25 protein-coding genes are annotated in these 24,748 nt (G+C 63.2%); 7 read left to right on the forward strand and 18 right to left on the reverse strand.

What is annotated here, in order from left to right; translation table 11 throughout:
* Positions 1 to 6: 6 nt before the first annotated feature.
* The 3 genes from E1N52_RS19665 to E1N52_RS19675 all read left to right on the forward strand — a co-directional run bounded on the left by E1N52_RS19665 (position 7) and on the right by E1N52_RS19675 (position 3,662).
* The gene (locus E1N52_RS19665; protein WP_133184402.1) at positions 7 to 1,341 is read left to right on the forward strand and encodes an MFS transporter; all 1,335 of its coding nucleotides are present in this window, start codon (positions 7 to 9) and stop codon (positions 1,339 to 1,341) included.
* The gene (gene hpaI / locus E1N52_RS19670) at positions 1,316 to 2,107 is read left to right on the forward strand and encodes a 4-hydroxy-2-oxoheptanedioate aldolase (RefSeq protein ID WP_133184403.1); all 792 of its coding nucleotides are present in this window, start codon (positions 1,316 to 1,318) and stop codon (positions 2,105 to 2,107) included. The genes E1N52_RS19665 and hpaI overlap by 26 nt, the downstream gene beginning before the upstream one ends.
* Positions 2,108 to 2,189: 82 nt before the next feature.
* A complete protein-coding gene (locus E1N52_RS19675) occupies positions 2,190 to 3,662 on the forward strand; it encodes an NAD-dependent succinate-semialdehyde dehydrogenase (RefSeq protein WP_133184404.1) in 1,473 nt (490 codons plus the stop codon).
* Positions 3,663 to 3,813: 151 nt separating this feature from the next.
* Here E1N52_RS19675 and E1N52_RS19680 read toward each other — a convergent pair whose 3' ends face one another.
* Together E1N52_RS19680 and E1N52_RS19685 are read right to left on the reverse strand one after the other, a co-directional pair.
* Positions 3,814 to 3,966, reverse strand: coding sequence for a hypothetical protein (locus tag E1N52_RS19680; RefSeq protein ID WP_205965633.1), 153 nt, complete (start codon positions 3,964 to 3,966; stop codon positions 3,814 to 3,816).
* Between the two features lie 87 nt (positions 3,967 to 4,053).
* A complete protein-coding gene (locus E1N52_RS19685) occupies positions 4,054 to 4,629 on the reverse strand; it encodes a TetR/AcrR family transcriptional regulator (protein WP_205965638.1) in 576 nt (191 codons plus the stop codon).
* Positions 4,630 to 4,775: 146 nt separating this feature from the next.
* Between E1N52_RS19685 and E1N52_RS19690 the strand changes: the two genes are divergently transcribed.
* Positions 4,776 to 5,480 (forward strand): glutathione S-transferase, encoded by a 705-nt coding sequence (locus E1N52_RS19690; RefSeq protein WP_133184406.1) that lies wholly within the window; start codon positions 4,776 to 4,778, stop codon positions 5,478 to 5,480.
* Between the two features lie 40 nt (positions 5,481 to 5,520).
* Here E1N52_RS19690 and E1N52_RS19695 read toward each other — a convergent pair whose 3' ends face one another.
* The 7 genes from E1N52_RS19695 to E1N52_RS19730 form a co-directional block, all read right to left on the reverse strand.
* Positions 5,521 to 6,468: a pseudouridine-5'-phosphate glycosidase gene (locus E1N52_RS19695; protein WP_133184407.1), complete on the reverse strand. Its 948-nt coding sequence runs from the start codon at positions 6,466 to 6,468 to the stop codon at positions 5,521 to 5,523.
* A 379-nt stretch (positions 6,469 to 6,847) separates the two neighbouring features.
* Entirely contained in the window at positions 6,848 to 7,825 is a 978-nt protein-coding gene (locus E1N52_RS19705; RefSeq protein ID WP_133184408.1) for a zinc-binding alcohol dehydrogenase family protein, read from the reverse strand.
* Between the two features lie 58 nt (positions 7,826 to 7,883).
* A complete protein-coding gene (locus E1N52_RS19710) occupies positions 7,884 to 8,408 on the reverse strand; it encodes a YybH family protein (RefSeq protein WP_133184409.1) in 525 nt (174 codons plus the stop codon).
* 54 nt (positions 8,409 to 8,462) lie between these two features.
* Positions 8,463 to 10,238 (reverse strand): FAD-dependent oxidoreductase, encoded by a 1,776-nt coding sequence (locus E1N52_RS19715; protein ID WP_133184410.1) that lies wholly within the window; start codon positions 10,236 to 10,238, stop codon positions 8,463 to 8,465.
* Positions 10,239 to 10,252: 14 nt separating this feature from the next.
* Positions 10,253 to 10,645 (reverse strand): YybH family protein, encoded by a 393-nt coding sequence (locus E1N52_RS19720; protein WP_133184411.1) that lies wholly within the window; start codon positions 10,643 to 10,645, stop codon positions 10,253 to 10,255.
* A 54-nt stretch (positions 10,646 to 10,699) separates the two neighbouring features.
* Positions 10,700 to 12,235, reverse strand: a complete 1,536-nt coding sequence (locus E1N52_RS19725; RefSeq protein WP_133184412.1) for a GMC family oxidoreductase — start codon at positions 12,233 to 12,235, stop codon at positions 10,700 to 10,702.
* A gap of 134 nt (positions 12,236 to 12,369) precedes the next feature.
* The gene (locus E1N52_RS19730) at positions 12,370 to 13,323 is read right to left on the reverse strand and encodes a LysR family transcriptional regulator (RefSeq protein WP_133184413.1); all 954 of its coding nucleotides are present in this window, start codon (positions 13,321 to 13,323) and stop codon (positions 12,370 to 12,372) included.
* A gap of 236 nt (positions 13,324 to 13,559) precedes the next feature.
* Between E1N52_RS19730 and E1N52_RS19735 the strand changes: the two genes are divergently transcribed.
* Complete coding sequence (locus tag E1N52_RS19735; RefSeq protein ID WP_133184414.1) at positions 13,560 to 14,471, forward strand: LysR family transcriptional regulator; 912 nt, start codon at positions 13,560 to 13,562, stop codon at positions 14,469 to 14,471.
* Positions 14,472 to 14,562: 91 nt separating this feature from the next.
* Here the strand turns inward: E1N52_RS19735 and E1N52_RS19740 are convergent, their stop codons facing one another.
* Together E1N52_RS19740 and E1N52_RS19745 are read right to left on the reverse strand one after the other, a co-directional pair.
* Positions 14,563 to 15,474, reverse strand: coding sequence for a LysR family transcriptional regulator (locus E1N52_RS19740; protein WP_133184415.1), 912 nt, complete (start codon positions 15,472 to 15,474; stop codon positions 14,563 to 14,565).
* A 6-nt stretch (positions 15,475 to 15,480) separates the two neighbouring features.
* Complete coding sequence (locus tag E1N52_RS19745; RefSeq protein WP_133184416.1) at positions 15,481 to 15,837, reverse strand: SpoIIAA family protein; 357 nt, start codon at positions 15,835 to 15,837, stop codon at positions 15,481 to 15,483.
* A 261-nt stretch (positions 15,838 to 16,098) separates the two neighbouring features.
* Here E1N52_RS19745 and E1N52_RS19750 point away from each other — a divergent pair, with 261 nt between their 5' ends.
* A complete protein-coding gene (locus E1N52_RS19750; RefSeq protein ID WP_133184417.1) occupies positions 16,099 to 16,311 on the forward strand; it encodes a ParD-like family protein in 213 nt (70 codons plus the stop codon).
* Entirely contained in the window at positions 16,308 to 17,075 is a 768-nt protein-coding gene (gene map / locus E1N52_RS19755) for a type I methionyl aminopeptidase (protein ID WP_133184418.1), read from the forward strand. Before E1N52_RS19750 ends, map begins: the two co-directional genes overlap by 4 nt.
* Before the next feature lie 74 nt (positions 17,076 to 17,149).
* Here the strand turns inward: map and E1N52_RS19760 are convergent, their stop codons facing one another.
* The 7 genes from E1N52_RS19760 to E1N52_RS19790 all read right to left on the reverse strand — a co-directional run bounded on the left by E1N52_RS19760 (position 17,150) and on the right by E1N52_RS19790 (position 24,737).
* A complete protein-coding gene (locus E1N52_RS19760) occupies positions 17,150 to 17,923 on the reverse strand; it encodes a PTS sugar transporter subunit IIA (RefSeq protein ID WP_246089140.1) in 774 nt (257 codons plus the stop codon).
* Positions 17,924 to 18,217: 294 nt separating this feature from the next.
* Positions 18,218 to 19,435 (reverse strand): NO-inducible flavohemoprotein, encoded by a 1,218-nt coding sequence (gene hmpA, locus E1N52_RS19765; protein WP_133184420.1) that lies wholly within the window; start codon positions 19,433 to 19,435, stop codon positions 18,218 to 18,220.
* 39 nt (positions 19,436 to 19,474) lie between these two features.
* The gene (locus E1N52_RS19770; protein ID WP_133184421.1) at positions 19,475 to 20,263 is read right to left on the reverse strand and encodes an enoyl-CoA hydratase; all 789 of its coding nucleotides are present in this window, start codon (positions 20,261 to 20,263) and stop codon (positions 19,475 to 19,477) included.
* Positions 20,264 to 20,294: 31 nt separating this feature from the next.
* Positions 20,295 to 21,521 carry a CaiB/BaiF CoA transferase family protein gene (locus E1N52_RS19775; RefSeq protein WP_133184422.1) on the reverse strand — a complete coding sequence of 409 codons (1,227 nt, stop codon included), beginning with the start codon at positions 21,519 to 21,521 and terminating at the stop codon, positions 20,295 to 20,297.
* A gap of 29 nt (positions 21,522 to 21,550) precedes the next feature.
* A complete protein-coding gene (locus E1N52_RS19780; RefSeq protein WP_165979421.1) occupies positions 21,551 to 22,333 on the reverse strand; it encodes an enoyl-CoA hydratase-related protein in 783 nt (260 codons plus the stop codon).
* A gap of 127 nt (positions 22,334 to 22,460) precedes the next feature.
* A complete protein-coding gene (locus E1N52_RS19785; protein WP_133184424.1) occupies positions 22,461 to 23,681 on the reverse strand; it encodes an acyl-CoA dehydrogenase family protein in 1,221 nt (406 codons plus the stop codon).
* Between the two features lie 105 nt (positions 23,682 to 23,786).
* Complete coding sequence (locus E1N52_RS19790; RefSeq protein WP_133184425.1) at positions 23,787 to 24,737, reverse strand: 3-hydroxyacyl-CoA dehydrogenase NAD-binding domain-containing protein; 951 nt, start codon at positions 24,735 to 24,737, stop codon at positions 23,787 to 23,789.
* Positions 24,738 to 24,748: the final 11 nt, after the last annotated feature.

Raw genomic sequence — 24,748 nt, forward strand, 5'->3', positions numbered from 1 at the left:
CAGCAGATGCTCGAATCTGCACAACGGCATGGCCGCTCGAAGATGCGCTGGTGGGTCGCGGGCCTCATGTGGGCCGCGATCGCGATCAACTATATCGATCGCACGGTGCTCTCGGCGGCGGCCCCGAAAATTCAGTCGGAGTTTCATCTCGACGCGATGCAGATGGGCATCGTCATGTCGGCGTTCTTCTGGTCATATGCGCTGCTGCAATTGCCCGCGGGCTTGCTCGCCGATCGCCTGGGCCAGAAGAAGGTGCTGGGTTTCGCAGTGCTCTGGTGGTCGCTCGCGACGGCGATGACGGGCCTCGCGAGCGGTTTTCGCTCGCTCGTCGGGTTGCGCGTGGCGCTGGGCGTGGGCGAGGCGGGTGCATACCCGAGCAACGCTGGCATCGCCACGCGATGGTTTCCGCGCAGGGAGCGCGCGACCGTCGCGGGCATTTTCGACAGCGGCTCGAAGCTGGGCGGCGCGATCGCTTTGCCGCTGATCGCGTGGATGCTGGCCGCGTTCGACTGGAAGATGACCTTCGTGCTCACTGGCCTGCTCGGCATTGTGTGGTTCGTCGTGTGGTTAGTGAGCTTCACCGATTCCCCCGCCGATCATCGGCGCGTGAATGCGGCGGAACTCGCGCACATCGAAAGCGATAGAGGCGTGCACAGCGCGCAGCCGCCCGTGCGTCCGCCGTGGCGCAAGCTGCTTGCGCACCGCAATGTGTGGGCGATGTGCATCGGCTTTTTCATGATCAATTACAACTCGTACTTCTTCATCACGTGGCTGCCCACGTATTTGATGAAGGAGCGCGGCATGAGCGTGCTGCAAATGGGCTGGATGGCCTCGTTGCCGCTGCTCGTGTCGATCGTCGTCGAGATTTTCGCGGGCTGGGCTTCGGATCGCGTATTCGCGAGCGGCAAGCTCTCTCTCACGGCAACGCGCAAGCTCTTTCTCGTGATCGGGCTCGTGATGGCGTCGAGCATCGGTTTCGCGGCGTTCGCGCATTCGGCGCTCGTGGCGGTGCTGCTGCTGTGCATCGCGAAGTCCGGCACCACGGTCGCGGCCTCGCAGGTGTGGGCGCTGCCCGGCGACGTCGCGCCGCCCAATGCGGTTTCGATGATCGCGGGCCTGCAAAACTCGGTGTCGAATCTCGGCGGTGTGGTCGGCCCGATCGTCACGGGCGCCATCGTCGGCGCGACCGGCTCGTTCGTTGCCGCGCTGCTGTTCTCGGCGGCGCTGATCGGCATTGCGATCGTCAACTATCTGTTCCTCCTCGGGAAGGTGGAACCCATTCAATTCGGCGACCCCTCACAGGAGACACGCATTCATGAACCCGCAGACGTCAGGGCTTAATCCGTTCAAGGCGGCGCTCGCCGCGCGCAGAAAGCAAGTCGGCTTCTGGCTTTCCATGGCCGATCCGTATCTCGCGGAAGTGAGTGCGACGGCGGGCTTCGACTGGCTCCTCATCGACAGCGAGCACGCACCCAACGAGCTGCGCACGATCCTCGCGCAACTGCAGGCCGTGGCGGCCTACCCGGGCGAGCCGGTCGTGCGCCCCGTGAATGGCGATCCGGCGCTGCTCAAGCGGTTGCTCGATATCGGCGCGCGCAATCTGCTCGTGCCGATGGTCGATACCGCCGACGAAGCACGCGCGCTCGTCTCCGCCGTGCGCTATCCGCCGCATGGCATTCGCGGCGTCGGCAGCGCCGTGGGCCGCGCGTCGCGCTGGAGCCTGCGTACCGACTACCTCGATATTTCGGATGACGAAGTGTGCTTGCTCGTGCAAGCCGAAACGACGACGGCGCTGGGCAACCTCGAATCGATCTGCGCGGTAGACGGCGTGGACGGCGTGTTCATTGGGCCGGCCGATCTCGCGGCATCGATGGGCTATCGCGGCAAGGCCACGCATCCCGAAGTGCAGCAGGCGATCGACGGCGCGATTCGCACGATCGTCGCGTCGGGCAAGGCGGCGGGCACACTCACGTCCGACCCGGCGCTTGCGCGTCATTACCTCGAACTCGGCTGCACGTTCGTCGCGACGGGCGTGGACATCCTGATGTTCGCGAACGCGGCACGCAAGCTCGCGCGCGATTTCGCGGACGTGCGCACGGCAGAATAGTGCCGCGCGCGGCCGGTTCGCCGGTCAGACCCGTCGCGACGGTTCAACGGATCACGATATCCCTTGTAGAAAGGAGCACGCAGTGAGTTTGGAGTTGACGCGAGGCGAACTGCTTCGACAAGATAATTTCATCGACGGCAAGTGGATCGCCGCCGCCGGTGGCAACCGTTACGCCGTGACGAATCCGGCGACGCAGGACACGCTCGCGCAGGTAGCCAACAGCAGCGCTGCCGACGCCCGCGCGGCGACTGATGCCGCGAGCCGCGCGTTGCCCGCCTGGCGCGACAAGCTGCCCCGCGAGCGGGCGCACGTGCTCAACCGCTGGCACGCGCTCATCATCGAGAACACCGAGGATCTGGCGCGCCTCATGTCGATGGAGCAGGGCAAGCCGCTCGCGGAGGCGCGCGGCGAGGTCGCATATGGTGCGTCGTACGTCGCGTGGTTCGCCGAAGAGGCGACGAAGATCTACGGCGACATCATTCCGCAGACACAGCGCGGCAAGCGCATGAGCGCGATCAAGGAGCCGATTGGCGTGGTAGCCGCGATCACGCCGTGGAATTTCCCGCTCGCGATGATCGCGCGCAAGATCGCCCCGGCGCTCGCGGCCGGCTGCACGGTCGTGGCGAAGCCCGCCGAGGACACGCCGCTCACGGCGCTCGCGCTAGCCGCGCTTGCGCAGGAAGCGGGCTTGCCCGACGGCGTGCTCAACATGATCTCGGCCGCGCGGGACGAAGGCATCGCCGCTGTTGCCGACTGGCTCGCCGACGACCGCGTGCGCAAGATCACCTTCACGGGCTCGACGGCAGTGGGCAAGCATCTGGCGCGCGAATCGGCGGGCACGCTCAAAAAGCTCTCGCTGGAACTGGGTGGCAACGCGCCGTTTATCGTGTTCGAGGACGCCGACCTCGATGCGGCCGTCAACGGCCTGATGGCAGCCAAGTTCCGCAACGGCGGCCAGACCTGCGTGTGCCCGAACCGCATCTACGTGCATGAGTCGGTGTACGAACGATTCGGAGATCTGCTCGCGCGGCGCGTCGCTGAGCTTCACGTGGGACCCGCAACGGACCCGAAGGCGCAGATCGGCCCGATGATCAACGAGCGTGCGATCGACAAGATCGCGAAGCACGTCGAGGATGCCGTGGCGAATGGCGCGCGCGTGCTCACGGGCGGCAAGCGGCTTCGCGAACTGGGACCGAACTACTACGCGCCCACCGTGCTCGCCGACGCGACCGACGCGATGGTGCTGTGCTGCGAGGAAACGTTCGGTCCTGTTGCGCCATTGTTCCGCTTCACGGATGAGAATGACGTCATTAGGGTTGCCAACGATACGCCTTTTGGTCTCGCTGCTTACTTCTACACCAACGACGTGCGCCGAATCGATCGCGTGGCGCGAAAGCTGGAAGTCGGTATCGTCGGCATCAATGAAGGCGCCGTGGCCAGCGAAGCGGCGCCTTTCGGCGGCGTAAAGGAATCTGGCTATGGTCGCGAAGGCTCGAAGTATGGCCTCGACGACTACCTCAGCATCAAGTATCTGTGCCAGGGTGGGCTCGACTGAAGTTCGCGGCGCGCGGTCCGGTATGCGGAGACCGGCCGCGCGGCCGAATGACTCGATTATCTGAGCGCAGTGCTTCTTGCGACGAAGCGCCTTGCCATCCGTCGACGTCGGTTTGCCGATGTCGTCATACTCGCCCTTGAAATCGGTTCGTTCACGGTTTGACGGCGAGCACGCAAAAAGCCTTCACTGTTTCGACAAGCCTCGCTTCGACGAAGCCAGCAGCTGTTAGTCGTTCGATCAATCCACCAGTCTGTTGGCCCGAATAGGTGGTGAAACCGATCGCGACTGTGCCCCCGGCTTTCATGACACGCCTTATCGCGGTCAGGCCCGTTTCGGAGTCTGGCCAAATCGCCTACGCGACAGAGAAGCACGCTCATGGACCGTTGCACTGCTACGTAGGCAAAAGGCCGGCTTTTCGATAGCTTTCGATGAGTGCGTCATAGAGAGCGATATCGGAGCGGCTTCTCGCGATGAGCTGAGCGCCGGCGATCGCAGCGAAGATAGCGCGAGCCCGCTGTTTGCTCTCCCGGGGACCGACCACGGCCGCTGCGGACAGAACCTTGCTCAGCCACGCCACATTCACGTCAGCAAAGGTCCGGACTTCTTTCATCACGACTTCCGGCAGGTCGTCAGTTTCGGCGGCCATGAAGCTGCATAGGCATATGCGATTGCCGGTCTCAAGCGCCTTGCGGAATGTGCCTGGATAGTCGCGAAGGCAGCGCAGCGGATCCTGCGATCTGGCCAGCATGTCTTCCAGAGCCGCCGCCGAGTCCTCCCAGTAACGCCTCGCTACCGCAGCGCCGAGATCGGCCTTGCTTTCGAAATGGTGGTAGATGCTCGCGGCCTTGATACCCACTTCGTCCGCGAGATCGCGATAATTCAGACCGCCGTAGCCGTGCGCCTGCGCGAGCCTCGTGGCGGCCGCCAGGATTCTTTCCCTCGAGTTCGAACTCGCATCGTTGCTCACTGCTTCAGCCTCCGTGAACGGGAAATAGGTGTTGACACCCTGCATTGTACATTCTATGGTTAACCTAACAAACGTTAGGTAGGTTTTCGGACGATGTGCCTTCACGCCGCCCAATCCGATGCAACCCACTACGGAGCGCCCCGGCAATGACTTCCCATACCGTCGATTGCGACGCAACGCAGGTACCCATGATGAAGATCCACGACTTCCCGACAGGGCCGTATCCGACACGCGTGCGCATCGCTCTGGCTGAAAAGGGGCTGCAATCGCGCGTCCAGTTCGTGATGGTCGACCTCTACAAGGGGGAGCACAAAAAGCCCGCGTTCATGGCCAACAAGAACTATTCGGGTACGCTGCCGGTGCTCGAACTCGATGACGGAACCTGTATTGCCGAGTGCACCGCCATTACCGAATACCTCGACGCGCTCGATGGCGCGCCCACGCTCACCGGTAGCACACCGCGCGAAAAGGGCGTGATCCACATGATGAGCAAGCGCGCCGAGTTGGAGCTGCTCGATGCCGTCAGTGTCTATTTTCATCACGGCACGCCGGGACTGGGCCCGAATGTCGAGACGTATCAAAACCCGGAGTGGGGGTTCCGTCAACGCGACAAAGCGCTGAGGGGTATGCGCTACTTCGATGCCGTTCTGAAAGCGCAACCCTATGTCGCCGGCGAGGCTTTCTCGATGGCCGACATCACCGTCATCGGCGGGTTGATCTTTGCGGCGCTTGTGAAGCTACCGGTGCCTGCCGAGTGCGAGGCACTTCAAGCCTGGTACGCAAGAATGCTGGAGCGCGAGAGCGTAGGGAGCCAGCCGGTGTTTGCTGCCTTGGCCGGGCGTCACGACTGACCGGGACGGATCAGTGATTGGCAACCGGACGTTGCGATGACTATGCCGCGCTTGTCCCGCGCTCTATGTGCGCCAACGCCAGCGCCAGCCGTGCCCCGACCTCGGCATTGTGTTTCACGATCGCGATGTTTGTCGCCAGGCTGCGTCCGCCTGTCAACGCATTGACGCGATCCAGCAGGAAGGGGGTCAAAGCCTTACCCGTGATTCCCTTCGCAGTGGCCTCGTCGAGCGCCTGCTGAGTCAGCGCGTCGATCTCTTCGAACGTCATCGCTGCCGCTACCGGCACCGGAGTGCTCAACACCACACCGCCCTCGAGGCCCAGGTTCCACTTGGTGCGGATGAACCGTGCCTGCTCCGCCGGGTCGTCCAGTCTGAAGTCCGCGCGAAAGCCGCTGTCGCGCATGTAGTACGCCGCGAAATTGTCCTGTTCACAACTGAGGACAGGCACGCCGTAGGTTTCCAGGTATTCCAGTGTGAGCCCGATGTCCAGGATGGACTTCGCACCGGCACAGATGACCGCCACCGAGGTCTTCGCCAGTTCCTGCAGGTCGGCCGAGATGTCGAAGGTTTCCTGCGCACCCCGGTGTACGCCGCCAATGCCTCCGGTGACGAAGACCTCGATGCCGGCCAACGCGGCACATATCATCGTGCCAGCTACGGTCGTGGCGCCGAGGCCGCCGCTAGCTAGTACGGCCGGCAGGTCACGGCGGCTGACCTTATGTACCCGGTCCGAGCGGCCGATCAGTTCCAGTTCGTCGTTCGTCAGGCCGATGCGGATTCGCCCACCGATCAGCGCGATAGTCGCGGGCTCAGCGCCCGCGTCACGGATCAAGGCCTCCACTTCGCGCGCGGTGCGAACGTTCTCCGGGTAGGGCATGCCGTGGGCAATGATGGTCGATTCCAGCGCCACGATTGGGCGGCCGGCGGCCCGCGCGGCAGCCACCGGAGCGCTGTAGGTCAACCAGGAGCGTGCAAGGTCCGTAACCATGTCGATGCCTCGTCAACTGAGATTGCCGCATAGGCTGTACTGCCAACGAAGAGCGGATGCCACGCGGACAGGATGTCGTGCGTATAGCCCGAAAACAGCGTTTCGCTGCGAATGCACGCGCCCAGCTTGGCGTTCCGCTCGATCACGAACACACGTTGGCCGGGCCGGCACAGCCGCGCACACGAGCGAGTTTATCCCGCTTCCCACGACAATAACATCTGCATTGCCCGGCATGTCTTCCCACACATTGTCTGCCTGATTGCTTCAGCTATGGTTCGCGTCCGAGTCGCGTTTAGCGGGTCTCCAATGGAGAACAGCCGGAGAGGACAATTTGTTCCGTTTTTTTGTGGCGCGTGATAAACCCGTGGCCCGTGGCCGCTCACGTCAATATCACGATCTTCCCGCCGCCCCGGTTCTCTTCCATCGCGCGGTGCGCTTCGACGATCTCAGCCAGCCGGTACACCCTGCCGATGGGAAGCCGCAACGTGCCGCGCTCGACCTGCTCAAGCAGCTTCATGTAGGGTGTGTCCATGAAGTCGGCGGCGCCGCCGTCGTAAATGGTGAGCCGAACCGTGCTGGGAATCGCCTCCATCGGGCTGAAGTCGTCGAACGACCATTTGTTGCCTACCATCCCGACCATGCAGACCACGCCTTGGGGCTTGGCGCAACGCAGTGAGTCCATCAGCGTGGTGGTGCCGATCAGTTCCAGCACCTTGTCGACGCCGCCGGGCGAAACCTCGCGCAACTGGTCGGCCAGGGTGCCCGTGTCGATGAGCACCTGATCGGCTCCGTTCTCGCGCAGCGCGTCGGCTTTCGCCGGATTGCGTGTCGTCGAGATCACGAATGCTCCGCTCTGCTTTGCAATCGCCGCTGCGGCGAGCCCCACCGAGGTGGTGCCGCCCCGCACGAGCAGGCGTTCGCCGCTTTCGAGCGAGAGCGCCTTGAAAAGTGCGCCCCACGCCGTCTGCAGCATCTCGGGCATTGCGCCGAGCACATCCCACGGCAAGCTGCTCTCGATCCTCTTGGCCTGGCTCGACGGAACGCACGCATATTCGGCGTAGCTGCCATCGAAATCTCGCCCCATGCCGCCCATGGCGGTGAAGACCTTGTCGCCTTTGCCGAACTCTCCGCCAGGTGCTTCCTCGACGGTGCCTGCCGCCTCGATACCCAGAACACGCGGAAACCGCACGCCGGGTGAGAGTCCCTGACGTGTGAACAGCTCAGAGCGGTTGAGTCCGAACGCCCGCACACGGATCAGTGTCTCGCCTGGCTTCGGCGAGGGGATTGGACGCGTCTCCAGCTTGAGCACGTCCGGGCCGCCCGCCTCGTGAATCACTGCTGCCGTCATTGTCGACATCGTCATTCTCCATCCATACAGTTGTGCGCCAGTGCGCGGAAAATCGCCCGCAATGTCATCAGCCTTCGCCTTGCTTCGGGTCGGTGTTGAACGTGTACAAGACGATCTTCCATTCGCCGTCGATCTTGCGGAGTACGAACACTTCGCGGTTGTAGTCCGTCACTTTCTTGCCGTTTTCGACTACCGCCGCGCCCACATGATGATGGGTGCGCACGACCGCCGTGTCACCGTAGACATTGATTGCATCGTAGGCAAAGTGCGTTGAAAAATTCGCGAGCCTGAACAAATCGTTGTAGCCGGAGATCCGCTGTTCTCGCGTCGAGTAGGTGCGCTTGTTGTTCCACTCGGCCACGCTGTCGTCTGCGAAGAGCCCGACGATGGCTTGCGTGTCCTTCCCGTTGAGAGCGGCCTGGTAGCGGTTCACGACGTCGTACACTTCGTGCTGCGCGGTGCTTGCCGCGGGGTCGGACGAGTAGGGGATGCTGTCCTCAGCGCCTGCGGCAAGCGTTACCGAAGCGCCCAGCGCAAGCAGCGCAGCGATAAGCATAGTGACGGCATAGCCGATGACGAAACGGTGCTTCATGATTCACTCCTCCAGCCAGTTGCAGAAACGATGTGCGTGTCGAGACGCCGCGCATCAGGAAAGGGCACGGTGGCGCGCACTGTTGCGCGTGTCCGCGAGAAATTCATGAATGTGTGCGACCACCGCGGCGCCTTCGCCGGCCGCCGCCGCGACGCGCTTGATCGATCCTGAACGCACATCGCCAATCGCAAACACACCCTGGACACTCGTCTCGAGCGACGCGTGACCGGCGCAAGCGCCGTTGCTTGCGTCAAGCGTGGGACCCGTCAGCACGAAGCCTTTTGCGTCGGTCGCGACACCGCAGTCGTGCAGCCACGACGTGTTCGGGGTCGCGCCCGTGAAGAAAAAGAGGTGCGCGGTGTTCAACGTGCGCTTGCCGTCGGGCCCGGAGCAACGCACGCCCGTGATCGACCCGCGCTGCTGCTCGACGCCGGTCGCTTCGGTCCGCATGTGCAGCGTGACGTTCGGCAACGCACCGATTCGCTCGATCAGATAGCGCGACATGCTCGCTTGGAGGTCTTCGCCCCTCACCAGCACATGAACGTGCGCGACCCGCGAGGCGAGATACACGATGGCCTGTCCCGCCGAGTTGCCGCCACCGACAAGAACGACTTCCTTGCCCTTGCAAAGCTCTGCCTCGACCGGAGAGGCCCAGTAGCAGACGCCGCGTCCGGTGAACGCTTCCAGCCCGTCGATGCGCGGCTTGCGATACGTCGCGCCCGTCGCGATCACCACGGTGTGACACTGCACGCGACGGCCATCGTCGAACGTGAGCACGCGCGGAGAAGCGCCGCAGTCGAGCGAGCGGACGTGGGCCGGAATCACGATGTGCGCGCCGAACTTCTGCGCCTGCACGAACGCGCGTGCCGCCAGTGCCTGGCCGGTGATGCCGGTAGGAAAGCCGAGATAGTTTTCGATACGCATGCTGGCGCCGGCCTGCCCGCCGGGCGCGCACGCATCGAACACCGCAACCGAGAGGCCTTCGGATGCCGCGTAGACTGCCGTGGCGAGGCCGGATGGCCCCGCTCCGACGACGGCGACGTCGTACACTCGTTCGGCGTCGAAATGCGAGAGCCAGCCCAGCTCGGAGGCGAGTTGCGCTTCGCTGGGCGCGCGCAGCACCGTGCCGTCGGGGCAAATGACGAGCGGCAGGTCCTGCCTGGATTGCGTCAAGCGGCGCAGCCAGGCCGCGCTTTCGGGCGCGTCCGACGTATTGATCACCGCATGCGGATGCGAGTTGCGCGCCAGAAATTCCTGCAGCGCGACCACGCGGGCGTCGCCCTCGTGCCCAACGATGACAGGGCCGCTGCCGCCCTCGATCAGGCGCACGCGACGCAGGATCATCGAGCGCATCAGGCGTTCACCAAGCTCGGCCTGGTCGATCAGGAGCTTGCGCAGCCGCTCGGGCGCAATGAGGATCGCCGTCACGTCGTCGATCGCATGCACATCGACGAGGGAAGGGCAGCCCGACAACTGGCCGATCTCGCCCACGGTGTGCATCGGCGTCTGTTCGACCAGCACCCGCGTGCGCCCGAGGCCATCGCGACGGGAAACGCGTGCGCGTCCGGCGAGCAGTACGAACATGCCCGGTATCGCCTTGCCCGTCTCCGTCATACGTGCGCCTGCGGGATAAAAAACGACCTTGCCGTAGTGGTGCATCTTCTGCACGTCGGATTCGGCCAGCAGCGGATGCAACTGATGATCCCGGCTCGACGGCGGGTCGGGCATCGTAGCGAGTTCGTCATGCTGCTGCGTTGCGAACGCCGCGTATGCGCCCTGGACGCTCGTTGCGCTTGGGACGCTTCGTTCCAGTGATGTCGAACCGTTCATGGCATGCCTCGCCCTCAGGCCGGGTTGATCGTCGAGAACGCGTAGCGGGCGATCTTCCATGCGCCTCCCACGTTCTGGAACAGGAACAGCTCCTGATTCGCCTCGCGGGTGTCCGCGCCAGTGGCGTGAACCCTCACGGTGCCCGCGGAGTTGGTGCGCGCCAGCACCCAGCCTTCGCCGATCTGCCGGATCTCCTGCACGGCGAACTTCACGGTGAGCTGGATCGCGCCGAATACGGTGTCGTACGCGCCCCGGATCGCCCCGGCGCCGACGCTCGACGGAAAGTTCTGTGGCATGAATACGCCATCGTCCGCATAGAGGCGCATGACCGCCTCGGTGTCCGACGCATTGAGCGCCGCCTCGTATTGCTTCAGTGCCTCGTCGACTGCTGTTTCCGCTGCATTCATTTCGTGCTCCTGATTGATGGATTGAGCCGCTTCCGCTCAGAGTGGTGGTGCTCTTCAGTCGTAGTACCGTTCGGCAATATGTTCGGCGGTGGCGATCGTCGTCACGTTGGTGGCGACTGAGATCGCATCCGGAAAAATCGATGCATCGACGACACGCAGCCCTTCCAGCCCGTGGACGCGGCCTTCGGGATCGACCACCGCGTGTGAATCGCCGGCCGGCCCCATGGGTGCGGTCGAGGTCGGGTGGTGATACGTGTCGAGCGTCGCCGTGATCGACGCGAAAATTTGTTCGTCGCTCTGCGCCGTCGGGCCGGGCGCCAGTTCCGTTTCGATCAGCGTCGAAAGCGGCGCGGTACGGCCGATCCGCCGCGCGAGCTTCACGCCTTCGAGCAGGCGCGCCCGGTCGATCGGTTCCGCGAGAAAATTCAGGTCGATGCGCGGCGGTACGTTCGGATCGCGACTCGCGAGGCGCAGCGAGCCGATCGACTCGGGGCGCGTGAGTGCGACCGCCAGCACGAAGCCCACACCGGTAGGGCTCTGGTCATGCGCAAACAAATGGGTTGCCGTGATGTGCAGGTCGAGATCGCCGGCTCTCGCGGTCGAGCTGTGGGTCCATAGCTTCGCGCCAATTACGGGCGACTGCCTGCCGATTCGCTCCGGGCGCGCCGCGTACGCGTTGTAGTAGAACGGGTGATCCTTGAGCCGCTGTCCCACCGGCAGATCCGCGATCTGCGGGATCGACAGCGCTTCCAGATCGGCGCGCGCGCCGATTCCCGAGCGCAGCAGGATCGCCGCGCTGCCATAGGTGCCTGCGCACAGAATCACTTCGCGTGCGTGCACGTCCTCTCCATCCGCAAGCCGTACGCCTACCGCGTGCCCGTTGTCGAACAGCACCTTGTCGACCAGCACGCAGCAGCGAATGCGCAGGTTGTCTCGCGCTCTTACACGGTCGCCCAGATACGCCATGCCGGTGTTGACTCGCACGCCGTTGACGATGTTCATCGGATACGGGCCGACGCCGTGTGCGTCGGAGCCGTCGAAGTCGTCGATCAGGCGAAAGCCGTTTTCGAGCGCTGCGTTAATGAACGCCTGCTGCATCGGTGTCGTTTCGCTGCACGTCAGTTGCCGCACGGGAAGCGGTCCGTCGTGGCCGTGCAGCTTTGCACAACCGGCATCGCGCCGCTCGAGGCGCTTGAACGCCGGCAGCATCTCCTCATAACGCCAGCCAGGCAGGTTCCAGTTCGCGAAGTCCTGCGGCCGCGCCCGAATCGCGACCGCGCCGTTGACTGCCGAGCTGCCGCCCAGCACCTTGCCGCGGATCGTATTGACGGGATGTCCGATATGGCCCGCGTCGCTCTGGAATCCCCAGTCGTGCGCCGCGTCGCCGCCCACTGTATCGCTGCTCGCGATGACGTGCGGATAGGACCATGCCGGATACGTGGGGCCGGCTTCGAGCAGCACCACCGAGCGGTGAATCCGCTCGCTCAGCCGCGAGGCCATCACCGCGCCCGCCGAGCCGCCACCCACGATCACGACGTCGGCGACCCGCGAACCGCGTGGCGAACCGATGGCTGTATTGGCGTATTGCATCGCGAACTCCGTTCAGAACCTGCTGATGGCCTGAACAATAGACGCGTCGGAGCGTGTGCAACAGATAGCGTGGGCCGAATCCGATGTTCGGTTGAGGCGAACGTCGCGACGATGCGCTCAGGGACGGTTGACACTCACGCCAGGCCCTGGGCAGGGGAGTGCTCGCCGATCAGCCCAGCCTTCATCAGTTCGGCGTCCCAACGCGACGGGTGGCCGATCTCGTCGGCGAGAAAATCGATCAGCACGTGGATCTTCGGCGGCGTGCGCACGGTCTTGCGATAGACCGCGGAGATCTGCCCGCCAGAAGGGGAGTACGCCTGCAGCACGGCGACCAGCTCGCCCGCGAGCATCGGCCCGGCAGCAAGAAAGGTGGGCAGGATCGCGAGACCCAGCCCCGCGCGTGCGCCTTCGAGCAGCAAGTGCCCGGAGTCGGTGCGCATGCGCGTGCCGATGCGGAACGATTGGCGCCGGCCGTCGAGCGGCAGGCTCCACATGCCGTTCGGTTCGCGGTTGTAGTAGACGAGCCCGGCATGCTGCGCAAGCTCGCCAGGATGCGCGGGCGTACCCTGCCGCTCCAGATAAGCCGGGCTCGCACAGATCAGATGACGGTTGACCGTGATGGTCCGCGCGACGAGGCTCGAGTCCGAGAGTTCGCCCATGCGGATCGCCATGTCGTATTGCCCATCCTGCAGGCTCACGACACGATCCTGCGCTTCCACGTCGAGGCACAGGTTGGGATGCATCATCGCAAACTTCGAAAGGAGCGGCGCGAGATGGCGCGTCATGAAGGCCATCGGCACGGCGATGCGGAACGTGCCGCCCAGGCTCGACTGCGCGTCCTGCACGGACTCTTCCGCGCGCTCCACGTCTTCCAGAACGCGCGCCGCGCTCTCATAGAACACCAGCCCGGCCTGCGTCATCCGCAGCGGGCGTCCGCGCTCGAGAAGCGCGCATCCGAGCCGCTTTTCGAGTTGCTGGATACGCTCGCTGACGATCGATTTGGTGGTCCCCAGCCGCCGCGCGGCTTCCGAAAAGCTCGCCGCATCCACTACCGTCACGAACGTGGTCATGTCGGAGAATTTATTCATACGAATTCCTCAACGCGCGTCATGCGGCCTCGCTCCTTCACGCTCTTTCGATCGTACGAACGGTATCGCAGCCGCTCTTTCCACGTTAGGCGAAGGAACGGGAATCGGTTTTTCATTTCCGGGAAAATAAGACGGTCGCCGGGCCGATCCGTGTGCCGCCGTGACTTCGCGGCCGCAGTTGCTTGTAAGGCTTCGCGACGGTGACGCACAATGAATTTTCCATTTATGGAAAAGCGATGGTCGACCTCAACGCGCTCGTGATGTTCGCCAGAGTCGTCGAAGCGGGCAGCTTCTCCGCGGCTGCGCGTCTTCTCGACGTGCCGGTTTCGACCGTGAGCCGCCGCGTCGCCGAGCTGGAGCGGGCGCTGGGCGTGCGTTTGCTCGAACGGTCCACGCGCACGTTGCGGCTCACCGAATTGGGGCGCGAAGTGTTCGAGCATGCCGCACGCACGGCCCAGCTCGGCGCGGCGATCGACCAGGTTGTGTCCAGCCGGCTCTCCGACGTCTCGGGCGTGTTGCGGCTGTCGTGCCCGCCGAGCATTGCCGGCACGCTGCTGACGCCGCTCGTCATCGGCTTTCAGGAGCGCTACCCGAACGTGCGTATCCAGGTGCTCGTCACCGAACGCTTTGTCGATCACATCGCGGACGGCGTGGACCTCGTTCTGCGTGTCGGGGCGTTGCGCGACTCCTCGCTCGTGGCACGCCGCCTTCTCGCGTACCGGCACCGGCTCGTTGCGACGCCGGCCTATTTGCGCGGCTGCCGGCCGCCGGAGCAGCCGCGCGACCTGCTCGAGCACCGCTTGCTGGCCTTCTCGCAATGGAAGCCGCAGAGCGTCTGGAACTTCGTGCACAGCAATGGGCGGGACAAGGAGACGCTCACTTTTGAGCCGTATTTCACGATCAACGATTTCGCCGGTCTCGCGCCTGCGCTGCTGACGTGCGGCGGCATCGGCGAGTTGCCGCCGCTCGTGCGGCCCGATCTCGTGCGCGAAGGCAAGCTCGTCGAAGTCATGCCGAGCTGGCGCCTGCAAACGCTCAATCTTTCGCTCGTCCATCTCGGCAACCGGCACATTTCGAAGCCGTGCCGACTGTTCAAGGATTTCGCCATAGAAGTGGCGCCAAGTTTGTTTCCCGATCTGCCGGAATAAGCGCCGTCTATGCGCCCGGCTGGAGTGCAATCAGAATGAATCGGTATCCTGATCATTTCAGAGGTGGTGCAAGGCATGCCGGTTCTGCGCTTCACACAGGCAATGAGGCAAAGAGGCCAGGCACCATGCGCGCGGCGAAGTCCCAGAAGATGCGGACCTGCCGCGGCACGTAGCGATCGCGCAGGTTGGCGATGGCCAGATCGAACACCGGCAGACGCCAGTCCGGCATGACCTCGACGAGCAGCCCTTTGCGCATGAGTTCGGGCTGCACGATGGGCGGCAGCTCGCCGATGCCGCAGCCTTCCAGCAACGCCACGACGAGACCCGTGTAGTCGTTCATCGCGACAGCCGGCTGAAAGGACAGCGTTTCGGCATCGCGGCCATTCGCATGCACGAAGCGCCAGCGGTAGTCCGGCCGCCAGAAGGAAAACGCGAACAGGCGGTGATCGAGCAGATCGCGCGGCGTTTGCGGCGGCTCGCGCCGGGCGAGGTAGGCCGGGCTCGCGACCAGCTGGTGCCGGTACGTCAGCAGCCTGCGGGCGGCGAGCGGCGGATCGGTAAAGGTGCCGACCTTGAACGCGATATCGACGTCCTCGGCCATCTGGTCGACGATGCGTTCGGTGACGAAGGCGTGCACCCGCACGTTCGGATACGCCTGCTGAAACGCACTGACGACCGGCGCGACGAGCGAGTCGGAGATGCTGGGCGGCGCGCACAGACGCAGGCTGCCGGACACTTCCGGCAGCCGATTGGAGATGACGTCGTCGACTGCCTCGCTCACCTCGGCAGTATGGCGTGCGAGTTCGAACACGTCGGCTCCGACGTCGGTCAGCCGCAGATGATGGGTCGAACGTTCGAGCAGGCGCACGCCAAGCTGATCCTCCAGTGCGGCTATGCGGCGGCTCACGCTGGAGGTCGGCATCTTCAGGCGTCGCGCCGCTTCGGAAAAGCTGCTTGCCTCGACGACTTTCGTGAAGATCAGCAAGGCGTTGAGGTCTTTCATCGGCGTTCAGGCGTTGATCCAGGCTCGCGCCTGTTCCAGCTCGTTTGTGTGGAACGCCTTGATTTCGGCCTTTGTGAAGAATCGCGCCAAATGCATCGAGGCGCGAATCCAGCCCGCGTCGGCCACCACCGCGGCGCGTGTGACCTTGCGGGCTAAGGAGACGCCGAGTGTCATGTCGGTCCACAGCGCCTTCGGCTCGATACCGCTGAAATGCTCGATGCGTTCGAGCACGCGGGTCTTGCCGTTCAGTTCAAGATCACCACGCATGCGCTCGATGGTTTCGCGCAGTTCGTGGTCGGTGATTTTGCCTTCGACGGATATTTCGACGACGGGCGAATCGGGAGTGGAGTGGTACTGGATCATGGCGGTCCCCCAAGCTACGGAGACGTTGCACGCTCAGGCCGGGATGAGCCTGGCGTTCGCTCGCCTCCTCATGGTACGCCTTCCTGCGCGCCGTTTACTCCCCTGTAGTCGAGCCCAAACGTGATGCTGTGCAGCCGGAATCTCGAACTGACGTCGATCCGCATCCGCCAGCGGCCAATGCGAGCGTCCAACCAGAACGCGCTTGCACTGCCGCCTTATACTAATATATGATTCGTATACGTTTCATATATGGAGAGGCAAATGGGCATCGTGAATATCGACGACGATCTGCACGATCAGATACGAAAGGCAAGCGCAGTTTCGTGCCGGTCGATCAACGCGCAAGCAGCCTTCTGGATCAAGATCGGTATGTTGTGCGAAATGAATCCGACAATGGGGTTCAATGAGATCGTTGCCCGCGAGCTCCGGGCCGCGGGCGTTGAACCACAAGCCGTGAACGTGGCTACGCCATGACCAAACGGCCGGAAGAAATCGCATTGCTGGCGGAGTCGGGCAGGTTGCTCGCGGACGTGTTTGGCTATCTGGACACATTGAACTTGATCGGCATGTCGACGATGCAGGTGAACGACATGGTCGATAGCCTCATCGTCAACGAGTTCAACGCACGCCCGGCAAGCAAAGGGCAGTACGGGTATGCCTACGCGCTCAATGCCTCCCGCAACAACGTGGTTTGCCACGGTGTGCCTTCCACGACAGACGTTTTGCAAAGCGGGGACATCGTCAATTTCGACATCACGCTAGAGAAGAACGGATATATCGCTGACTCCAGTAAAACCTATCTGGTTGGCGAAGTATCGCCAGTGGCCAAACGGCTCGTGCAAGTCACCTACGAGGCGATGTGGAAAGGCATCAGGGCCGTTCGCCCCGGCGCCAGGCTTGGCGACGTGGGTCATGCCATTGAGCGGCACGCCCGGAGAAACGGCTATTCGGTCGTAAGGGAATACTGCGGACATGGCATTGGCCGGGAAATGCACGAAGATCCTCAGGTGCTGCATTGGGGCAAACCGCAAACGGGCTTGATGTTGCGGGAAGGCATGGTGTTCACCATCGAACCGATGATTAACCAGGGGCGTGCTGCTGTTTCGACCGAAGACGATGGCTGGTCGGTCGTGACACGCGACGGGCAACTCTCCGCGCAATTCGAGCACACCGTCGCCGTGACCCGCAACGGCGTACGGGTCTTGACGTTGCGGCCCGGCGAACAGATGCTCAACTGACGGCTCGGGGATGGTGTTCGCGCCGAAGGACGAAGACAGGGTTGCGGACACGTAGTCGTAGCAGGCGGTGCGGCTCAGGATGCCTCGTAGGTCGCATACAGCTGGCATACGTCCTGTGCATCGGCGCACGCATGAAGCCGCTCGCGAAACAGATGGTCACAAAAGCGTTGCGCGACGTCGGCCAGCAGATGCAGATGCATGGCGTAGGCCCATTGCGGAATCAGAAGCACGACCACGTCGGACACGGGGTATCCGTCTGGGGCATGGAAGGGAATGGGTACCGTCGGACGCACATACAACGCCATGGCGCGACGCAGCGCCCTGATTTGACCGTGAGGAACGGCAACCCCTTGCCCGAGTGCGGTCGAGCCCAACGCCTCCCGCGCTTCGAGTCCTGCGGTCACGCTGGCCGCCGGCACCCCGAAACGTTGTTCGCAAACGCGTCCCAATTCGACGAAGAGTGACTTACGGTCAGCGACCTCGAAATCCAGCAGCACGTGATCCGGAGTGAGCAGCTGTGCAAGCCCGTCCTCTCCCGCTGCGATTTCATTCGGTGGAGCAGTCGAGTCGGCACGCACAGAAAGGGCCGGGTTCATTAAGTCCTGCCAGGCGTCGGTGGGTGTCTCGGGAACTTCGAAGAGTTGTCCTAGCTCGGCAGTCGGCGCCACATGCGCCACACGTTGGATCGCACCGCTCACAGCGTCTCTCGGCAGATAGAGCGAAAGCCGCACGCGTTCCGTTCCGGGCAGCGCCGCAACGCGGATCGTCCATGGCTGGCCCGCGCAATCGCGAATCAGCGCCTGACGCAGCGGGGTGGCGTGCTGCGCGTCGAGGGTGACGTGCATCATCACGACGCGGCCAGGCGCCGGTCGTGACCGTCGGGGGAGCGGCGTTCTGCCAAATGCAAGGAGAGTGCGCAGGACCGGCACTGGGTGTGTCATATCGGCCGCCGTTTTCAGTAGCGTGCCCTGATCTTATCGGGAGCGGCGTCAAGTTTTCGTAAAAAATGCTGCTTGGCGGATTGTCGGGTTATCAAGGGCTCGAACGGTTGGTAACGTCTTTTGCATGTTAAATCGCGCTATCAGGTTCAGCGCGGCCAACGTCGATCCGGCCGGCCCGATCGCGGCCGCCCGGATTGAAGCTCAATTCAGCGCTTCCGCGGGGCCGAAGAACTCGCATCGGCTTCTGTCATCGGGTACGCCCAGTTCGCGCAGTGTCCGCTTGATGAAAGCCATGAACGGTTTCGGACCTAGGAAGTAGGCGTCGAGGTCGTCGGTCGGCGGAAGCCACTGTCGCAATTGCTCGAGGGTCGGCCGACCTACTCCGTCGGGGACATGCCCGTCCTGGACGTGCCCGTCGGGGACGCGCGTTCCCCGTGCATCAGTCTCTTCATAGACGACGTAAGACTTCAGCCGCGGAAAGCGGGCGTGCCACGCTTTGAGTACATCAGAAAAGGCATGTACCAGCGCATTGCGCGCATAGTGAATGAAAATGACGTCCCGCTTGTTGCCGTCCAAAGCCGCTTGCGCCATGGCTAGCGTGGGTGTGATACCTACGCCCCCACTGATCAGCACAAGAGGTCTGTCACTATCGCGGAGGGTGAACTCGCCAGCAGGCGGAAAGAGCTTCAGCACGCTTCCTTCGCGAACGTCGTCGTGAAGGAAGTTCGAAGCGACGCCGTTGGGCTCGCGCTTGACGCTGATCCGGTAGCTACGTCCGTTGGGGGCGGCCGACAGCGAATAGTTTCGGCGGATCTCTTCGCCGTTCACGTTCAGACGAAGACCGATGTACTGGCCCGGGGTGAAGTCGAGCAAGGCGCCACCGTCGACCGGCTCCAGATAGAACGAGGTGATCTCTTCGCTTTCCTTCGCTTTGCGGACCACGCGGAACGCGCGCTCGCCTCGCCATCCTCCCGGCGCGCTGGCCAGGGCGTCGTATGCCTGACGCTCGGCGTTCATCAGCAGATCGGCAAGCTGCTGGTACGCCACGCCCCATGCCTCGATGACCGCGTCGGTCGCGACGTCCGGACCCAGCACCTCTCGAATGGCGCGCAGCAGACAGGTGCCCACGATCGGGTAGTGCTCGGGCTGGATTTGTAGCGCCACGTGCTTGCTGACGATCCGTGTTGCAAGCGGGCCAAGCGCCTCGAGGTGGTCGATGTTGCGCGCGTATGTGAGGACGGCGTTGGCTAGCGCTCGTTGCTGGGAGCCGCTCGCCTGGTGTGTCTGGTTGAACAGCGGGCGCACCTGCGGATACCCGTCGAGCATGAGCTTGTAGAAGTATCTTGCCAGGGCTTCGCCGCCCGATTCCAGCAGCGGTACGGTGGCCTTGATGATGTCGCGTTGGCTGTCGGTCAACATATGAATCTCGCTCAAAAGTGGAGTCGTTGGAGGCAAGGACTATTTGGCCACCGGTTGCTTTGGAATCTTCGTGAAATCAGGCGGACGTTTCTCGAGGAATGCCGATAGCGCTTCCTTCGCCTCTGCTGAGCCAACCCGCACCATGAACTCCTGGTTTTCAGCGGTCACCGCCTCGTTGAGCGGGTCGATGGAAGCCTGCTTGATCAGCCTCTTGCCAGCCAGCAACGCGTCGCGCGGTTTTGCTGCGAGCCGCTGGGCCGTTGCTGTGGCGGTCGCGAGCAGATCGTCGTCGGGCACCACACGAGTCGCGAGGCCCAACTCGACCGCTCGCTGGGCAGCGAAGGGCTCACCCAGCAGGAACAACTCCGCTGCCCTGAGATGACCCACGCGAGCGGGTATCGAAAAGCTCGATCCAAATTCCGGAACCAGGCCGAGATTGATGAACGGCATCAGAAACTTTGCGCTCTCGCCCGCGTAGACGAAATCGCAGTGAGTCAGCATGGTGGTTCCGCTGCCGACCGCCGCGCCCTGCACAGCCACGACGATCGGCTTGTCGAACGCGATGAGCGCCTCCATCAGGCGGCCCTGCGGAAAATCGCCCGGCTTGGGCGGACGATCGAGAAAGTCCCCGATGTCGTTTCCCGCGCAGAACGACTGTCCAATGCCGTGCCAGAGCACAACGCGGACTGCGTCGTTTCCGGAGGCTTCGTTGAGGATATCCGCGAGGCGCGAGTACATATCGCCCGTCATGGCGTTTTTCTTCTCGGGACGATTGAATGCGACACGAAGAACGCCGTCGCCAGTCGATTCGGTAATGATGTCACTCATGGTTTGCTCCAAACTCTCTGTCGCGCTTGTGTCAAGCTACTTGCGTGTTGAGGCTCGGCACCGTGCCGGTTTCGCGCAAGCTGTCGATGTCCTTCGCGCCGAATCCCAACTCGCGGAGGATCGCTTCGTTATGCTCACCAAGGTCGGGTGCACGCCGCGCCGGCACTTTGACAACGCCATGCACCTGAATCGGATTGCTGATAGTCGAAGTCAGCTTGCCGCCTGCGCCTTCGAGCGGAACGATGACATCGTTTGCGCGCAACTGCGGATCGTCGATGACCTCCTGCGGTCCGCGCACCTCGCCGTATGTGACGTGTGCGCCACTGAACACGTCGTGCCAGTGCGTCATCGGTTGCGAGCCGAAGACTTCGTCGAGAACGGCTGTGAGCTGCGGCATATTCGCCGGCAGCTTCGCAGGATCGGAAAACCGTTCATCGGTCAGCAGATCCGGGCGGCCAATGGCGTTGGCGACTGCGGCCAGCTTGTCGGGTGTCACGACGAGAACGAACCAGGTGCCGTCGGCCGCGCGGTAGACGTTGAGCGCCGCATTCGCGGGATGCTTGCGATCGTGCGGCGGAGCGAACTTCGCGCCAGCCAACGCGGCCTGGATCGCGACGCTTGCCGACCAGACACCCGATGCAAGGAGGGAAGTCGTGACATAAGATCCGCTACCTGTGCGCTCGCGCCGGTAGAGCGCAGTGACGATCGCCGAGTAGATTCCGAGCGCCGTTGCATTGTCGCCGCTGCCGGCCACGGGCCAGGTCGGCGGTGCGCCGGCATCGCGCGTCATGGAGAGTAGCCCGCTACGGGCCCAGAACGCCGTGATATCGAAGCCCGGCATTTCCGCATCCGGCCCGCTTTCGCCATAGCCAGTGAGATCCGCGTAAATCAGACGCGGGTTCCAGCGCACCACGTCGTCGTATTCGAGCTTGAGTTTCTTGCGCGCGGGGTGGGGCGTATTGACGATGAACACATCCGCCCACGCGACGAGCTGCTGGAGGACCTGCTGGGCGCCGGGCGACTTCAGGTTCAGCGTCATGCTGCGCTTGTTGCGGTTGGCTAGATGCCATTGATACGGTTCATCCGCCGCCGGCTGTGGCGCGATCTTGTGCCCATGTCGCCACGGGTCGCCGCCCGGCGGTTCGACTTTGATGACGTCGGCACCGAAGTCCGACAGGATGACGGCGGCGCCCGGCGCCGCGACGAAGCTGGAAAAGTCGACCACTTTGAGTCCAGCAAAAATGTTGTCGCTTGCCATTGAATCTCTCCTGAATCGTGGCGCTTGTTTCATCGTCCCAGGAACTGCGGGGCGCGTTTTTCGAGGAAGGCAGTCGTGCCCTCCCTTTTGTCCTCTGTCCCGGCACACAGTCCGAAGTAGGCGGCTTCGAGGGCGAGGCCCTCGCTCTGGCCCGCGTCCAGTCCCTTGTTTACCGCTTCGAGCGATAGCTTCACGGCGATGGGGGCGTTCGAGGCGATCGTCTTCAGGATGGCTTCAGCGCGCCCGATGAGATCGGCTGCCGGAACGACCTCGTTGACGAGCCCGATGCGCCAGGCTTCCTGTGCGCTGATCAGCTCCGCGGACAGAATGAGCTGGAGCGCGCGGCCCTTGCCGACGAGGCGCGGCAGCCGCTGCGTGCCGCCGCCGCCGGGCAGCAAGCCGAGCTTGACCTCGGGCTGGCCAAGCCTCGCGTGCTCCGCGGCAATGCGAAGGGTGCACGCCATGGCCGTTTCGCAGCCGCCGCCGAGTGCAAAGCCGTTGATCGCCGCGACCACGGGCTTGCCAAGGTTCTCGATCAAGTCGAGCACGGCTTGCCCAAATCGGCTCGACTGCTCCGCTTCGATCGCGCTCGCGTGCGCCAGCTCGCTGATGTCTGCGCCGGCGATGAATGCCTTGTCCCCCGCACCGGTGAGAATCACGCCGCGCACCGAAGCGTCCTCGCGTGCCGCCTCGAAAGCCATGCGCAAATCCTTCCATGTCTGCGTGCTCAGGGCATTGAGCACTTTGGGTCGGTTCACGCTTACATAAGCGATCGCATCGCGCTTTTCGTACAGGACATTTGCGAGCGTTATGACTTCTGCCGGTGAGGTGTCAAGCCCTGCTCGGGGTGAAGACGAATCCGCTACGGTTGTCGATGACATGATTAGCTATCCTGATCGTTGGCGTGACGACGTCAATCTCACCGTCGCGCCTGCGGTATTAAATGAACGCGCTGAACCCGGTGATCGCCTTGCCGACGATCAGGTTCTGCATCTGGAAGGTGCCCTCGTAGGAATAGAGCGCCTCCGCGTCGGCGAAGAAACGCGCGACGTTGTAGTCCGCGAGAATGCCGTTGCCGCCCAGCAGCTCTCGCGCCCACGAAACCGTCTCGCGTGTCCTGGCCGTCGTGAACGCCTTTGAAAGTGCCGCTTGCTGGTCGGTCAGCCTGCCTTCGTCCGCGAGCTGCGCCGTGCGCACGACCATGGCCTGGCACGCCGTGATGTTGGCGAGCATCTTCGCAAGGAGTTCCTGGATGAGCTGGAACGAGGCAATCGGCTTTCCGAATTGCAATCGTTCCTGTGCATACTTGAGCGCATGCTCATAGGCGCCCATCTGGCAGCCGGTCGTTTCCCAACCCACGACGTATCGAGTCCCGCGCAACACGCGCGCAGTGTCGCGGAAGGACTGAACGCCTGCGGCGAGCCGATTGGCTTCCGGCACCCGGCAGTCCTTCATCGTGATCTGACCGTTCTGCACGACCTTGAGCGCGACCTTGCCCAGCATCTTTTCGACGCTGAAACCGGGCGTAGTCTTGTTCTCGACGATGAAGCCCTTGACCTGGTTGTCGTCGACGTCGCGCGCCCAGATGATCGAGATGTCGCACCATGGCGCGTTGCCGATCCACCGCTTCTGGCCGTTGAGAACCCAGGTGTCGCCTTCGCGTTTTACCGTCGTGGTCAGTCCGCCACCGGCTCCCGATCCGACGAGCGGCTCGGTCAGTCCGAAGCAGCCGATCTTTTCCATGCGCGCCATCGGCGGCAGCCACTTTTGCTTCTGCTCCTGCGATCCGGCGATTTCGATCGAACCCATCGCGAGGCCCGTATGAACGCCGAAGAAGGTTGCGATCGAGGCATCGACTCGCGCCATTTCCATCATCGCGAGACCGAACAGCAACTGGCTCCCGCCCACACAGCCGTGCCCTTCGATACCGAGTCCGCCGATACCCAGCTCCTTGAACCCGGGAATCACCTCAAACGGAAAGGCGTCTTCAACCCAATACTTGTTGATGATCGGCGCGACGCTGGACTCCATGAACGTGCGGACCCGCTGAAGTACCGCTCGCTCGCCTTCGCTCAAGGTCTCTGCGAAGTGATAGAAGTCACTGTTCGGCGGCGGAAGCTGCTTCGGGGCAGCGTTGCTTTCTGCGGCAGTAGTGGACATTTGCGACTCCTGTTGCTCTGGCTTGAAATCCAGAGATGACGCATTAGGTGGGCGAGCGATTCGTCGTTTGCAGCCAGACCGCGCAGCGGAATCTGGCGATTGACTCTACTGCGGACTACGAGCATTGCGGCGCAGTTCGAGTAGACCGAGCAGAACTTCATCGCGCTGTGCCTCCAGCGTCTCGATGGAGCGCGACCCGGTCTCGGCGTGGACGCTGTCGATAAGCTTCTGTTGTACGTCGGGGCTAAGAACCGGCGTGCCGAGGGTCTTCCACCAGGCGGTCATGGGGCCGCTGAACTGCTGGAAGAAGTGCTCGATGCCGCCAGGGCCGCCGCCAAGATGGTTGAGCATCATGTTGCCCATCACGCCCCAGCGCAGACCCGGTCCCCACGAGAGGGCCGTGTCCACATCGGCGGCGCTCACCACGCCCTCGGCAACGAGGTAGTACACCTCGCGTGCCAATGCGGCCTGAAGCCGGTTTGCGACGTGGCCTGGCATCTCCTTGTTGACCCGCACCGTGCGCTGACCGATCGACGTATAGAAGTCCGCCACGCGCTGGATGGTCGCTTCCGAGGTCTTCGCACCGCCGACGATCTCGACGAGCGGAATCAAGTGGGGCGGGTTGAACGGATGCGCGATGACGCAGCGCTCGGGATGTGTCGCGGCGCCTTTCTGGATTTCGCTCATGGTGAGCCCCGACGAGCTGGATGCAATGATCACGTCGGCATGCAGCAGCTCGTCGAGTTGCCCGTAGAGCTTTTGCTTGAAATCGATCCGCTCGGGTCCATTTTCCTGCACCAGATCTGCGCCGACGAGTGCTTGCTCGAGCACGGGCGTGAACGTGAGGTTGGCGAGCGACGCACCGGGCGAGAGGCCCAATCTCGTGAGCGCCGGCCATGCGGACTCCACGAATTTTCTCAATGACGCTTCCGCGTTCGGCGCGATGTCGGTAGCCACGACATGCAATCCTTTGGCGAGAAACAGCGCGGCCCAGCTCGCGCCGATCACGCCCGTGCCGATGATGGCGACGCGGCGAATGGGTTTGGTGTCGCTCATGTGGTTTCTCC

The organism is Paraburkholderia guartelaensis (assembly GCF_004353905.1).
Classification (GTDB): domain Bacteria; phylum Pseudomonadota; class Gammaproteobacteria; order Burkholderiales; family Burkholderiaceae; genus Paraburkholderia; species Paraburkholderia guartelaensis.

What these genes read in the sequence shown, in the direction of transcription:
- E1N52_RS19735 (WP_133184414.1), top strand. Translation starts at nt 13,560, where the DNA reads ATGGTCGACCTCAACGCGCTCGTGATGTTCGCCAGAGTCGTCGAAGCG.
- E1N52_RS19715 (WP_133184410.1), bottom strand. Translation starts at nt 10,238, where the DNA reads ATGAACGGTTCGACATCACTGGAACGAAGCGTCCCAAGCGCAACGAGC.
- E1N52_RS19745 (WP_133184416.1), bottom strand. Translation starts at nt 15,837, where the DNA reads ATGATCCAGTACCACTCCACTCCCGATTCGCCCGTCGTCGAAATATCC.
- E1N52_RS19770 (WP_133184421.1), bottom strand. Translation starts at nt 20,263, where the DNA reads ATGAGTGACATCATTACCGAATCGACTGGCGACGGCGTTCTTCGTGTC.
- E1N52_RS19740 (WP_133184415.1), bottom strand. Translation starts at nt 15,474, where the DNA reads ATGAAAGACCTCAACGCCTTGCTGATCTTCACGAAAGTCGTCGAGGCA.
- E1N52_RS19705 (WP_133184408.1), bottom strand. Translation starts at nt 7,825, where the DNA reads ATGTCGACAATGACGGCAGCAGTGATTCACGAGGCGGGCGGCCCGGAC.
- E1N52_RS19720 (WP_133184411.1), bottom strand. Translation starts at nt 10,645, where the DNA reads ATGAATGCAGCGGAAACAGCAGTCGACGAGGCACTGAAGCAATACGAG.
- E1N52_RS19680 (WP_205965633.1), bottom strand. Translation starts at nt 3,966, where the DNA reads ATGAAAGCCGGGGGCACAGTCGCGATCGGTTTCACCACCTATTCGGGC.
- E1N52_RS19760 (WP_246089140.1), bottom strand. Translation starts at nt 17,923, where the DNA reads ATGATGCACGTCACCCTCGACGCGCAGCACGCCACCCCGCTGCGTCAG.
- E1N52_RS19790 (WP_133184425.1), bottom strand. Translation starts at nt 24,737, where the DNA reads ATGAGCGACACCAAACCCATTCGCCGCGTCGCCATCATCGGCACGGGC.
- E1N52_RS19690 (WP_133184406.1), top strand. Translation starts at nt 4,776, where the DNA reads ATGACTTCCCATACCGTCGATTGCGACGCAACGCAGGTACCCATGATG.
- E1N52_RS19775 (WP_133184422.1), bottom strand. Translation starts at nt 21,521, where the DNA reads ATGGCAAGCGACAACATTTTTGCTGGACTCAAAGTGGTCGACTTTTCC.
- E1N52_RS19750 (WP_133184417.1), top strand. Translation starts at nt 16,099, where the DNA reads ATGGGCATCGTGAATATCGACGACGATCTGCACGATCAGATACGAAAG.
- E1N52_RS19730 (WP_133184413.1), bottom strand. Translation starts at nt 13,323, where the DNA reads ATGAATAAATTCTCCGACATGACCACGTTCGTGACGGTAGTGGATGCG.
- hmpA (WP_133184420.1), bottom strand. Translation starts at nt 19,435, where the DNA reads ATGTTGACCGACAGCCAACGCGACATCATCAAGGCCACCGTACCGCTG.
- E1N52_RS19725 (WP_133184412.1), bottom strand. Translation starts at nt 12,235, where the DNA reads ATGCAATACGCCAATACAGCCATCGGTTCGCCACGCGGTTCGCGGGTC.
- map (WP_133184418.1), top strand. Translation starts at nt 16,308, where the DNA reads ATGACCAAACGGCCGGAAGAAATCGCATTGCTGGCGGAGTCGGGCAGG.
- E1N52_RS19695 (WP_133184407.1), bottom strand. Translation starts at nt 6,468, where the DNA reads ATGGTTACGGACCTTGCACGCTCCTGGTTGACCTACAGCGCTCCGGTG.
- hpaI (WP_133184403.1), top strand. Translation starts at nt 1,316, where the DNA reads ATGAACCCGCAGACGTCAGGGCTTAATCCGTTCAAGGCGGCGCTCGCC.
- E1N52_RS19665 (WP_133184402.1), top strand. Translation starts at nt 7, where the DNA reads ATGCTCGAATCTGCACAACGGCATGGCCGCTCGAAGATGCGCTGGTGG.
- E1N52_RS19710 (WP_133184409.1), bottom strand. Translation starts at nt 8,408, where the DNA reads ATGAAGCACCGTTTCGTCATCGGCTATGCCGTCACTATGCTTATCGCT.
- E1N52_RS19785 (WP_133184424.1), bottom strand. Translation starts at nt 23,681, where the DNA reads ATGTCCACTACTGCCGCAGAAAGCAACGCTGCCCCGAAGCAGCTTCCG.